The 12526-nt window shown below is 68.9% G+C and carries 9 protein-coding genes and 1 pseudogene; 3 read left to right on the forward strand and 7 right to left on the reverse strand.

The genetic code is table 11. From position 1 onward, the window contains the following. Positions 1–21 precede the first annotated feature (21 nt). From ABNQ38_RS35150 to ABNQ38_RS35180, 7 genes are all read right to left on the reverse strand, one after another. Positions 22–1038, reverse strand: a complete 1017-nt coding sequence (locus ABNQ38_RS35150) for an ABC transporter ATP-binding protein (RefSeq protein WP_377811460.1) — start codon at positions 1036–1038, stop codon at positions 22–24. Beyond that, the gene (locus ABNQ38_RS35155) at positions 1022–2044 is read right to left on the reverse strand and encodes an ABC transporter ATP-binding protein (RefSeq protein ID WP_377811213.1); all 1023 of its coding nucleotides are present in this window, start codon (positions 2042–2044) and stop codon (positions 1022–1024) included. Before ABNQ38_RS35155 ends, ABNQ38_RS35150 begins: the two co-directional genes overlap by 17 nt. Further along, positions 2041–2922 carry an ABC transporter permease gene (locus ABNQ38_RS35160; RefSeq protein WP_377811214.1) on the reverse strand — a complete coding sequence of 294 codons (882 nt, stop codon included), beginning with the start codon at positions 2920–2922 and terminating at the stop codon, positions 2041–2043. The genes ABNQ38_RS35155 and ABNQ38_RS35160 overlap by 4 nt, the downstream gene beginning before the upstream one ends. Further along, complete coding sequence (locus ABNQ38_RS35165) at positions 2919–3917, reverse strand: ABC transporter permease (RefSeq protein ID WP_377811215.1); 999 nt, start codon at positions 3915–3917, stop codon at positions 2919–2921. The genes ABNQ38_RS35160 and ABNQ38_RS35165 overlap by 4 nt, the downstream gene beginning before the upstream one ends. 17 nt (positions 3918–3934) lie before the next feature. Beyond that, positions 3935–5551, reverse strand: coding sequence for an ABC transporter substrate-binding protein (locus ABNQ38_RS35170; RefSeq protein WP_377811216.1), 1617 nt, complete (start codon positions 5549–5551; stop codon positions 3935–3937). A gap of 240 nt (positions 5552–5791) precedes the next feature. Continuing rightward, complete coding sequence (locus tag ABNQ38_RS35175) at positions 5792–6394, reverse strand: helix-turn-helix domain-containing protein (RefSeq protein WP_377811217.1); 603 nt, start codon at positions 6392–6394, stop codon at positions 5792–5794. Between the two features lie 124 nt (positions 6395–6518). Next, on the reverse strand, positions 6519–8255 hold the full coding sequence (locus tag ABNQ38_RS35180) for an EAL domain-containing protein (protein ID WP_377811218.1): 1737 nt from the start codon (positions 8253–8255) through the stop codon (positions 6519–6521). Between the two features lie 614 nt (positions 8256–8869). Between ABNQ38_RS35180 and ABNQ38_RS35185 the strand changes: the two are divergent. The 3 genes and pseudogenes from ABNQ38_RS35185 (at position 8870) to cysE (ending at position 12502) form a co-directional block, all read left to right on the forward strand. Then, a pseudogene (locus ABNQ38_RS35185) lies at positions 8870–9800 on the forward strand (family 2A encapsulin nanocompartment shell protein). Then, a complete protein-coding gene (locus ABNQ38_RS35190; RefSeq protein WP_377811219.1) occupies positions 9793–11607 on the forward strand; it encodes a family 2A encapsulin nanocompartment cargo protein cysteine desulfurase in 1815 nt (604 codons plus the stop codon). The pseudogene ABNQ38_RS35185 and the gene ABNQ38_RS35190 overlap by 8 nt, the downstream one beginning before the upstream one ends. A gap of 25 nt (positions 11608–11632) precedes the next feature. Then, positions 11633–12502, forward strand: a complete 870-nt coding sequence (gene cysE / locus ABNQ38_RS35195; RefSeq protein ID WP_377811220.1) for a serine O-acetyltransferase — start codon at positions 11633–11635, stop codon at positions 12500–12502. Positions 12503–12526: the final 24 nt, after the last annotated feature.

Below are 12526 nucleotides of genomic sequence, written 5' to 3' on the forward strand. Positions count from 1 at the left end.
GGAACGGTTCCTTCTGTTGGATCAGGCAGGATCGGTTTTGAGCGGGGGCTCGGCGAGGTGACAGGCGACATGGTGGTCCGCGTCGCCGATGGCACGCAGCGATGGGATCTCGTGGCGGCAACGCTCGACCGCCAGGGGGCAGCGGGTGTGGAAACGGCAGCCGGCCGGCGGCGCGAAGGCGCTGGGCAGGTCGCCGGTCAGTGCCGCCCGCGTCCGCCGTTCCGCCGGCCGGTCCAGATCGGGGACCGCATCGAACAGCGCCTGGGTATAGGGGTGCAGCGGACGCCGCCACAGCGCCTCGCGCGGGGCGGTCTCGACGATGCGGCCGAGATACATCACGCCGACCCGGTCGGCGATGTGCTCGACCACCGACAGGTCGTGGCTGATGAACAGGAAGGCGACGCCGAGGTCGCGTTGCAGATCGTCCAGCAGATTGAGGATCTGCGCCTGCACCGAGACGTCGAGCGCCGACACCGGCTCGTCGCACACCACCAGTGCCGGCGACAGGGCGAGCGCGCGGGCGATGCCGATGCGCTGGCGCTGACCACCGGAAAACTCATGCGGATGGCGCGAGGCCGCATCCGCAGGCAAACCGACGCGGGCGAGCAGGTCGATGACGCGGTCGCGTCGCTCCGACCGCCGGCCGATGCCGTGGACGTGCAGCGGTTCGGCGAGCAGCTGCCCGACAGTCCAGCGGGGATCGAGCGAGCCGAACGGGTCCTGGAAAACCATCTGCAACTTGCGCCGGATCGGGCGCAGCGCCGCCCGGCTCTTGCCGGACAAATCCTCGCCGTCCAGACGGATGCGGCCGGACGCCGGCTCGATCAACCGCAGGATCGCCCGGCCGAGCGTCGATTTCCCGCACCCTGACTCGCCCACGAGGCCGAGCGTCTCGCCCCGCCCGACGGTCAGCGACACCCCGTCCACCGCGTGGACGACACCCTGCGGCGTATCGTAACGGACGACGAGGTCCTCGACCGCCAGCAGCGGGTCTCCCTGCCCGCCATCGGGGCGCACGGGGTCAGGCGAGGCGGGCATGGGGAAGGCTGTGGCTTGGGGCAAGGAAGTCTCCGACGCGGAGGCAGGCGACCTGCCCGTCTTCCAACGATGTCAGGGGCGGTTCGGCCGCGGTGCAGTCTTCCGTCGCCGACGCGCAGCGCGGAGCGAAGGCGCAGCCCGGCGGCATCGCCGCCAGCGACGGCACGGTGCCGGGAATCTCGACCAGCCGGGGGCGCCCGCCCCCGTCCGCACGGCGGCGCGGGCGGGCGGCGATCAGGCCGCGGGTGTAGGGGTGCAGCGGCGTTGCGAACAGGTCGGCGGCGGCGCGCTCCTCGACCTTGCGGCCGGCATACATCACCAGCACCCGCTCGGCATGGCCGGCGACGACGCCCAGATCGTGGGTGATGAGGACGACGCCCATGCCGCCCTGCTTCAGCTCGTCGATCAGGTCGAGAATCTGCGCCTGGATGGTGACGTCGAGCGCCGTCGTCGGCTCGTCGGCGACCAGAACCGCCGGGTTGCAGGCCAGCGCCATGGCGATCACCACCCGCTGGCGCATCCCGCCGGACAGCCGGTGCGGGTGCTCGCCGAAGCGGCGGACGGGGTCGGGGATGTGGACGCGCTCCAGCAGCGTCAGCGCGCGGTCGCGGGCCTCGCGGCGGCTCGCCGGTTCATGGTCGCGGATGGTCTCGACGATCTGCTCGCCGATGGTCAGCACCGGGTTGAGCGTGGTCATCGGCTCCTGGAAGACCATGGCGATGCGGCGGCCGCGGACATCGCGCAGAGCCTCGGGGCCGAGCCCCAGCAGGTTGCGTCCCTCCAGCCGGATCGCCTTGCCCTCGGCGCGACCCGGCGGTGGAACGAGGCCGAGAAGGGCCAGCGCGGTGATCGACTTGCCGCAGCCGGACTCGCCGACGACGGCCAGCGTCTCGCCGCGCGCCACCTGGAAGGACAGGTTGCGCACCGCCAGCAGGCTGCGCCCGCGCTCCTGGAAGCGGATGGACAAATCCTCCACCTCCAGAACGGGTTGAGGGGATTGGGTCATCGGCGGTTCTGCCTGGGATCGAGAGCGTCATTCAGCCCGTCGCCGAGCAGGTTCAGGGCCAGCACCGCCGCGACGATGGCGAGACCCGGCACGGTGGCGACATACCAGTCGGTGCGCAGCACCTCGCGGCCGGCGCCGACCATGCTGCCCCAGCTGACGATGTTGGGATCGCCCAGCCCGAGGAAGGCAAGGCTCGATTCCGTCAGGATCGCCGACGCCACCATGATCGAGGCCGACACGACGATCGGCGCCAGCACGTTGGGCAGCACATGGGTCAGGATGATGCGCGCATCCGACAGGCCGAGCACGATGCTGGCCTGGACCATCTCGCCGTCGCGCAGGCGCAGCACCTCCGCCCGCACCAGCCGGGCCAGGCTGGGCCAGGAGGTCAGCCCGATGGCAAGCACCACCGTGGTCATGGTCGGCTGCAGAATGGCGACGATGACGATGGCGAACAGGAAGGGCGGGATGGTCTGGAACAGCTCCGTCACATGCATCAGCACGTGATCGGCGCGGCCCCGGAAGAAGCCGGCGATGGCGCCGACGCCGACGCCGATGACCAGCGACACCAGCGTCGCCACTCCACCGATCAGCAGCGATACCCGCGCGCCGTGGAAGACGCCGGCGGCGATGTCGCGCCCCATCATGTCGGTGCCGAGCGGAAAATCGGGATCGGCGCCCGGCCACAGGAAGGGCGTGCCCACCATGTCGAGCGGATCGACCGGGTAGGCGACGTCGGCCAGCGCCGCCATGGCGAGGATGGCGCCCAGCAGGGTCAGCCCGGCGATTGCCGACGGCTTGCGCAGCAGGCGGGCGAACAGGCTGCGGCGGACGGGCCGCTCCTCCGCAGCGGGAAGGACGGATTGGGCGATGCTCATCTGGCAAGCTCGATGCGCGGATCGAGCACCGTGTAGAGGAGATCGACCGCGAGATTGACGACCACGACCACCGCCGAACTGCACAGGAGGATGCCGAGCAGCAGGTTCAGGTCGCGTTGGAACAGCGCCTCGAAGGCGAGGCGCCCCAGCCCCGGCCAAGCGAAGATGGTCTCCACCAGCACCGCTCCGCCGAGGATCGAGCCGACCTGCACGCCGAGCATGGTCACGACGGGCAGCAGCGCGTTGCGCAGCACGTGACGCAGCGCGATGCGGCGCGGCTTCAACCCCTTGGCGATGGCGGTGCGGACGAAGTCCTGGGTCGTCACCTCCAGCATCGCCGCCCGCATCAGGCGGGTGTAGATGGCGAGGTAGAACAGCCCGAGGGTCGCCGCCGGCAGCACCAGATGACGGGCGACATCCTTCACATGGTCCCAGCCGCCATAGCCGGCCTCGACGCTGGTCATGCCGCCGACCGGCAGCCAGTCCAGACCGACCGAGAAGACCACCACCAGCACCAGTCCGATCCAGAACACCGGCGTGGCATAGAACAGCAGGGCCAGCGTCGAGATCAGCGTATCCGCCAGCCGCCCGGCGTTGCGCGCGGCGACCACGCCGAGCGCCGATCCGGCCAGCACCGCGAAACCGATGCTGGCGGTCATCAGCAGCAGGGTGGCCGGCAGCCGCTGTCCGATCAGCTCCAGCACCGGCAGGCCATGCCGGAAGGAGAAGCCGAGGTTGAAGGTCAGCAGGTTGCCGAGATACTGGACGAACTGCACCGGCAGCGGCTGATCCAGCCCGAACTGGCGGCGCAGGGCCGCCATGTATTCCGGCGTGGCCGATCCCGCCTCCCCCGCCAGCACCTGGGCCGCGTCGCCGGGGGCCAGATGCAGCAGGAAGAAGTTGACGACGGCGATGCCGAGCACGACCAGCGCCATGTGAACCAGCCTCCCCGCCCAGAAGCGGAGCCGCCGGCGGCCAATCCGGACCACAGGCATCGAGGATCCGGCCATGATCAGTTCGATGCCGCCTTGTCGAACCAGGCGTCCTTCAGCGAGCCGTAGATTTGGTCGCCGTGGGTCACCACGTCCTTCAGGTTCGCGGCGTGGACCGAGAAGAACTTCAGTTCGGCCAGCGGAATCGACGGCAGGTCGGTCTGGACGATCTGCTGGATCTTCTTGAAGGTTGCGATGCGGTCCTCCTGGCGCGCCTGCCCCTGGGCCTGGGCGATCAGGGCGTCGACCTCCGGGTTGCGGTATCCTGAGCCGTTGGTCCAGGGCGTGTTCTTGCCCACCCAACCCGACCAGTAGGCGCGCGTCACCCCGACCTGCGGGTCGGAGAAGGCGGCGAACCAGGCGCTGGAGATGTCGAAGTCGCGGTCGCCGTAGACGCGCTTGGTGAAGGCGGCGGTGTCCTGGCTGCGGATCGTCACCTCGATGCCGACGCGCTTCAGCGCCTGCTTCAGATACTCGCCGGTGCGCTTGTAGTCGTCGCCATAGGGGATGAAGTCATGGGTCAACGCGAAGCGCACCCCATCGGGACCGCGCTTGTAGCCGGCCTCGTCGAGCAGCGCCTCGGCCTTTTTGACGTCGAACTCGTATTGCGGAACGGTGGCGTCGTGGAAGGCGGGGAGCGTCGAGGGCACCGGGCTGATCGCCGGCTTGGCGAAGCCGTACCAGACGATGTTGGAGATCGCCTTGCGGTCGATGGCGTGGGCGATGGCGCGGCGGACCCGCACGTCCTTCAGATATTTGTTGTCGACGTTCAGGTCGAAGAACAGCCAGGGCGATATTGACTCGTAGCCGCGCGTCTCGATCTTCAGGTTCGGCAGCTTGCCCAGCCGCTCGGCGTCCTTCAGCGGCACCGGGCTGAAGACCGCATACTGCACGTCCCCCTTCTCCAGCGCCGCGGCGCGGGCGGCGGCGTCGGGGATCACCTTGAAGACGACCCGGTCGAGATGGGGCTTGCCCTTGTCCCAGTAGTTCGGGTTGCGCTCCAGGATCAGGTAATTGCCCTTGCTCCATTCCTTGAAGACGAAGGCGCCGGTGCCGACCGGCTTCAGGTTGTAGGGATTGTTGAGGACGTCGGTCCCCTCGTACAGATGCTTGGGCAGCACCTGCGCGCCGTTGGAGTTGACCGAACTCAGAATGGCCAGCGACGGTTCGCTGAGGCGCAGGATGACGGTGTGGTCGTCCGGCGTGTCGACCTGCGTCACCCGTCCGAAGGTCGCCTGGTTGCGCGGGTGGATCGTCTTCCAGACATTCTCCAGCGTCCATTTCACGTCGGCGGCGGTGAAGGGATGCCCGTCGTGCCAGGTCACGTCCTTGCGCAGGAAGAACGTGATCGACAGGCCGTCGGGCGCCACCTCCCATCGCTCGGCCAGGGCCGGCTTGGGGTTGAGGTCGAGGTCGTAATCGATCAGGCCGTCGAAGACGTTGCCGCTGATGAAACCGGTCGGTGCCGCCGTGTTGATCGCCGAGGTCAGGGTGACCGGCTCGGGCTGAACGATGGCGGTCAGCGTGCCGCCGTCCTGCGGCGTCCCGGCGAATGCCGCGCCACCAAGCAGGGACGCCACACCGGCGGCCAGCACCGTGGCGCGCAGCAGGACGAAACGGGAAACAATGGACATCATGGCATGCCCTTGCTGATCTGTCCCACCGGGTCGAGGGCCGGTGAGAGTTTGCACGATGGCCCGGAACAGGATGGCCCGGAGGATGGGACGCGGAAAAACACCATAATGTCTTGTGTTTAGATCTGATTTCACTAGTATGAAGGTAGGAATTTTTGGCTGTCAAGCTGCATCTTCACGTATGCGGATGCAGCGCCGCCCGCCGTCCCGCACCTGCGCGACGGCGGGCGCGGAGAGGACATCTCAGGGCAGGATTTCGCTGTGCGACAGCACGAGGAACAGCAGGGAATCGCCGTCGCCGACATTCATGCAGGCATAAGGCACATCGGCGTCGAACAGACTGGTGTCGCCGGCAGCCAGCCGATGCAGGACGCCGGCGGCCCGAAGCTCGACCACGCCCTCCGCGACGACGAGATGGGCGCTGGTCCCCGGCGGATGGCTGCCGCCGACTTCGCTGCCGCCGGGATGCAGGCGGATCTCGAAAACATCGGCCCCCCTCCCCTCCCCCGGCGGGGCCAGCAGCCGCGACTGGGCCAGCCCATCCGGGGAAACCAGCATCCTGGTCTGGGATTGGCGCACCACTACCACCCCACCCTGCTCGGTGAATCGGGTCAGCGATGCCAGCGTGACATCCAGCGCACGGGCGATCTTCCACAGCACGGTGATGGTCGGCGCGCTGCGTCCAAGCTCGATCTGCCCAAGCATCGCCCGGCTGACCCCGGACAGCCGCGCCAGCCGTTCCAGCGACAGGCCCTGGCGGGTGCGCAGACGCCGCAGGTGACGCCCGAGTATCGCGGGGATCGCATCCTCGCCGGAGGGAGCATACTCGTCGTTCGCGACGCTCACAGATCGTCCACTCCGCTTGAACGGGCCTGCGGGCACGGGCCGCATTTCCCATTGAATGAGAAGAGAATATCTCCTTTAACCTATTCAGCAAGTAGATTTAACGTCGCAGCCTGTTCCTTCTGGTTCAAATCACAAAGTCGAATCGTTCATTCTGCCTGCGCTCATGCTCGGCGGCCAGCCGGCCGATCAGGGCAGCGGCGGACGGCGCCGGTTCCGGCCGTCCGATGAGATAGCCCTGGATCAGGCTGCACCCGTTCGCCGCCAGCCAGCCATGCTGGGCCGGCGTCTCCACCCCCTCGGCGACCAGGGTCATCGACAGGCTGCGCGCCAGCCCGATGATGGCGCGGGCGACCGCCTGCCCGCCGGCATTGTCCAGGTCCGCCGCCCCCAGATTGCGGGTGAAGGAGCCGTCCATCTTCAGCACGTCGAACGGCAGGCTGTTGAGATAGCTGAGGCTGGAATAGCCGGTGCCGAAATCGTCCAGCGCCAGCCGCACCCCCAGCCGCTTCAGCCCGGTCAGCACATGGCGGCTGTACTCCATATCCTCGATCAGCAACCCCTCGGTCACCTCCAGCACCAGCAGTGCGGGATCGATGCCGGTCGTCTCCAGCACCGTCCGCACATCCTCCAGCAGGGCGGGGTCGCGAAGCTGGCGCGGCGATACGTTGACCGCGACCTCCAAAGGCGGCCCGCCGCCGTCCGCCCAGCTCCGGATCTGCTGGCAGGCGGTTTCCAGCACCCAGCGGCCGATGGGCAGGATCAGCCCGCTCGCCTCGCACAGGGGGATGAACACCGATGGCGGAACGGGCGCCGCGTCGCCCGGCGGCTGCCAGCGCAGCAACGCCTCGACCCCGACGGGACGGCCGCCGGCCGCCTCGACCAGCGGCTGGTAGGCGAGGTGGAACTCGCCGCGCTCCAGCGCGCCGGCCAGCAGCCCGCGCAGCCGGGTCCGCTCCGCCGCTGCGTCCGTCATCGCCGGGTCATACCGGCAAACCGTGCTGCCGCCGCGCTCCTTGGCCCGGTACATGGCCATGTCCGCCTTGCGCAGCAGGTCGTCGGCACCGTCGCTTTGCGCTGGATGGCCGACCACGCCGATGCTGACGGTCAGCCGGTGCCGGCCGCCGGCAAGCGGAAACGGTTCGGCCATCGCCCGGATCAGGGACTGCGAGGCCGCATCGGCCGTCCGGCCGCCGCGCTCCTCGACGATGATCGTGAATTCGTCGCCGCCCAGCCGCGCGACCGTCGCCCCGGCCTCCAGCGCGTCGCGCAGCCGGCGGGCCACCGCGACGAGAAGCTCGTCGCCCACCGCATGGCCGAACTGGTCGTTGATCTCCTTCAAGCCGTCGAAATCCAGCAGCATCACCGCCAGCCGGGTGCCGTCCCGCCGCGCCGCCGCAATCGCCGCCTCCAGGCGCCGGCGGAACTCGACACGGTTGGGAAGGCCGGTCAAAGGATCGAAATGGGCCAGCCAGGCGATCCGGTCCTCCACCGCCTTGACCTGGGTGATGTCGCGGAACACCAGCACACCGCCGACCGGCCGGCCGTCCTGAACCAGCGGGCGGGCGTTCACCCGCAGCCAGGTGCCTGTTCCGCCGGAAACGGCCGCGGCGAGATACAGGCTCTCGCGGTCCATCGTCTCGCCGCGGATCGCCCGGCCCATCGGCCAAAGGGCTTCCGGGCACGGGCTGACCCCGTCCTCCAGCCGCAGCCGGTTTCCGAAATGCGCATCGAAGGCGATGCCGCCCAGCGGACCGAAGACCGCCTCCGCCGCCGGATTGGCGGTTATGATGCGGCCGTTGCAGTCGGCGACGCACACCCCCTCCGCCATATTGTCGAGGACGAGACGGAGGATCGGCGCCACGCCGGCCTCCTCAGGTTGCACAGCCGACGGAACCGCCCGGCGAAGGGACGAGTGCGGCATGGGAGTCACCATTTCCATGTCACATAAGAGAGAATTATTATCCACAGTGTGTATTGTTATAATAGTACATATTTATAATGTTTTACTGCGCGCTCTGCCGTATGGATGGAGATCGCCTCCCAGGTTTTCACCGGTCTTTCGCAGACTTCGCCGCAGAGCACGACCGGCTTCGCAGAATCCACCGATGAATTTCCCGGCGACTGAATAGGTTAAGAGCCGCGGTAATTCCTACGGATAAATAGAGAATAATCCGCTATCAGGGTTTGGCCCAATTGAACGGAGGTCTGTCCGTTATAGCGGATCAATCGACCTGCGCTGTTTTACCGGCGCTTGAGAGGCAGCCGGAAGCTGTGCATGGTCGGCCTTGCCCCGATGCCGGGGACGCCACCGCCACCGGCGGACCGCAGCCCAGGACGAGGGCTTCGCCCTTCCGCCGGTCAGCCCGACCCATTCCCCGCACCGGCGTCTCCACGCCGCCGCCGCGGCGGCTGTCGCCGTCGCGCGCCGCCGGAGCGCCTTCCAATGCCATCGCCCTTCGCAAGGAGCCGATTCCCATGTCCGAAGACACCGAGCTGCGCCGAACATTGAACGAGCAGGCGGCCCGCCAGCTCGCCAACGCCACGAAGACGCGGGCGCAATGGTCGGGCATCACGCCGCGCTGGCTGGTGTCCTTTCTGCCCTGGACGCCGGTCGAGGCCGGCATCTACCGCCTGAACCGCGTCATCGACCCGCAGGGCCAAGTGCGGTCCGAGGTGGAATGCAGCCCGCGCAACGACGCCGACCTGCCGGAAACCTTCGTCCCCTACGATGAAAGCCCGCGCGAATATTCGCTGAACGCGGTGACGACGGTGCTGGACGTTCAGACCCGCGTCTCCGACCTCTACAGCCATCCCATCGACCAGATCCAGGAACAGCTGCGGCTGCTGATCGAAAAGGTCAAGGAACGGCAGGAGGGCGAGCTGATCAACAACGCCGAATACGGCCTGCTGACCAACGCCGCCCCCGGCCAGCGGATCAAGACCCGCAAGGGCCAGCCCACCCCCGACGACCTGGACGAGCTGATCGCCAAGGTGTGGAAGGAGCCCGCCTTCTTCCTGGCCCATCCGCGCGCCATCGCCGCCTTCGGCCGCGAATGCACCCGCCGCGGCGTGCCGCCGCCCACCGTCACCCTTGCACGGCTCGCCCTTCCTGACCTGCCGCGGCCTGCCACTGATCCCCAGCGACAAGCTGCATATCACGCCGGACGGCCGCACCAACATCCTGCTGCTGCGCACCGGCGAGGCGAAGCAGGGCGTCATCGGCCTGTTCCAGCCCGGCGTTCCGGGCGAGGTGGCGCCGAGCCTGTCGGTCCGCTTCATGGGCATCAACCGCAAGGCCATCGCGTCTTACCTGATCTCGCTCTACTGCTCGGCCGCGATCCTGACCGAGGATGCCATCGGCGTGCTGGAGGATGTCAATGTCGGCCATTATTACGACTATGCCTGATTCCGCCGGCCTTCCCGCCGACGCGCTCACCCTGTCGCCGTCGGCGGCGGCAGGGGATGCCGGCTTCGCGGGCTCGCCCGATGCCGGCCTGATCGCCCGGCTCGCCAACCAGTTCTTCCAGGCGCTGCCCAACGGCCAACCGTCGGGCGGGCCGTCATCGAGCGGGTTGCCGACGGCCGTCCGGGCGGCTCCGCCGCCGGCTGCGGTTTCCGCCGTCCATGCGCCGGGACCGGTTCCGGCCGTTCCGGTCGCTCCGGCCACGGCACCCCCGGCCGGCGACGGCGGGCTTGGCTCCATCCTGCATTCGCTGGGCGGCGCGCTGTCGCTGGTACCGCCGCCGGTGTCTTCCCCGGCATCTCCCCTGACATCTCCCCTGCCAGCCGCCAGTCCGGCCACCGGTCCGGCTCTGCCGGCGGGACAGCCATATTTCCTCGGAAGCGGCCCCGCCGGCGCGCCGAGCAGTTCCGCGGCCACGGTTCCGGCCGCTCCCGGCCATCTGGTCGATGTCGGCGCGCTGTCGGTCCAACTGCGCGCCGATCGCATTCCCGACCTGCCCCTGGCGGCAGCTCCCGCCTTCGACCCGCGCGCCGCCCGGCGCGACTTTCCGATCCTGAACCAAACGGTGCATGGCAAGCCGCTGATCTGGCTGGACAACGCCGCCACCACGCAGAAGCCGCAGGCGGTGATCGACCGGCTCGCCCGCTTCTACGCGGAGGAGAACTCCAACATCCACCGCGCCGCCCATGCGCTGGCGGCCCGCGCCACCGACGCCTATGACGATGCGCGCGAGAAGGTCCGCCGCTTCGTCGGCGCCGCCGACACCCGCGAGATCGTCTTCGTCCGCGGCGCCACCGAGGCGATCAATCTGGTCGCCAAGGCCTGGGGCCGCCATTTCGTCCGCGAGGGCGACGAGATCGTCGTCACATGGCTGGAGCATCACGCCAACATCGTGCCCTGGCAGCAGCTCTGCGCCGAAACCGGCGCCCGGCTGCGGGTGGTGCCGGTCGACGACGACGGCCAGATCCGGATGGACGAGTATGTCCGCCTGCTGGGGCCGCGCACGAAGCTGGTGTCGTTGACCCTGGTGTCGAACGCGCTCGGCACCATCACCCCGGCGGCGGAGATGGTGGCGATGGCGCGCGCCGCCGGCATCCGCACCCTGGTCGACGGAGCGCAGGCGGTGTCGCACATGCCGGTGAACGTCCAGGCGCTGGGCTGCGACTTCTTCGTGCTGTCGGGCCACAAGATGTTCGCCCCGACCGGAATTGGCGTGCTCTATGGCCGTCTCGACGTTCTGGAGGGCATGCAGCCCTGGCAGGGCGGCGGCAACATGATCGCCGACGTCACCTTCGAGAGGACCGTCTACCAGCCGGCGCCGATGCGGTTCGAGGCGGGCACCGGCAACATCGCCGACGCGGTGGGGCTGGGGGCGGCCATCGCCTATCTCGACCGGATCGGCATGCCGGCCATCGCCGCCTACGAGCATCACCTGCTCGAATACGCGACCGCCGGCTTGCTGACCGTGCCCGGCCTGCGGCTGATCGGCACCGCGCGGGAGAAGGCCGGCGTGCTGTCCTTCGTGCTGGACGGTTGCCGGACGGAGGATGTCGGCCGCGCGCTCGACCGCGAGGGCATCGCCGTGCGCTCCGGCCATCACTGCGCCCAGCCGATCCTGCGCCGCTTCGGGGTGGAAAGCACGGTGCGCCCCTCGCTCGCCTTCTACAACAGCTGCGAGGACATCGACGCGCCGACCGCCGCCCTCCACCGCATCCGGGCCGAACTGGTCCGGCGCGGACAGCGGTCATGAGGCAGCGGTCGTGAGGAGGACGCCTATGGGCCGCATCGTCGCCCCGGCCTGCTTCGCCGCCGCATCCAGGCCCCCGGACCGGGCGGCGGCGGGCGACCGGGCCGAAGCCGCGCTGTGGACGAGGTTGCGCGCGGATGCCGAGGATGCTGCTGGTCGCGATCCGCTGCTGCGCAGCTTCATCCACATCGCCGTGCTGTCGCATGAAGGCTTCGGATCGGCGCTGGGCGGCCATCTCGCCCGCAAGCTGGGCGACCGGTACATTTCGGCGGAGCGGCTCGCCGATCTCACCGAGACCGCCTATGCGGAGGAACCGGCCATCGTCGCGGCGGCGGTTGCCGACCTCGGCGCCATTGTCGCCCGCGATCCGGCGGCCGACGGCTGCCTGACGCCGTTCCTCTATTTCAAGGGCTTCCACGCCCTGCAATGGCACCGCGTCGCCCATTGGCTGTGGCGGCATGGGCGCACCGAACTCGCGCATTTCCTGCAAAGCCGGGTTTCCGAAGCCTTCGCCGTCGACATCCATCCCGCGGTGCCGTTCGGCTGCGGCGTGCTGATCGACCATGGCACCGGCGTCGTGATCGGCGAGACGGCGGAGGTCGGCGACGACGTGTCGATCCTCCAGGGCGTCACTCTGGGCGGCACCGGCAAGGAGCATGGCGACCGCCATCCCAAGGTGCGCGACGGCGTCCTGCTGGCCGCGGGCGCCAAAGTGCTGGGCAACATCGAGATCGGCCGGCATGCCAAGGTCGGCGCCGGCAGCGTGGTGTTGAAGCCGGTGCCGCCCGGCGCCACCGTGGCCGGGGTGCCGGCCAGGATCGTCGGCTGGACCAACTCGCCGCAGGCCCCGGCGGAGGAAATGGACATGAGCCTGCCGGAGCCGAATTACACAATCTGACCCTTGCCGGTGAGAGCATAGGAG

Source organism: Azospirillum sp. A29 (assembly GCF_042604625.1).
In the GTDB taxonomy this organism is placed as follows: Bacteria; Pseudomonadota; Alphaproteobacteria; order Azospirillales; family Azospirillaceae; genus Azospirillum; species Azospirillum palustre.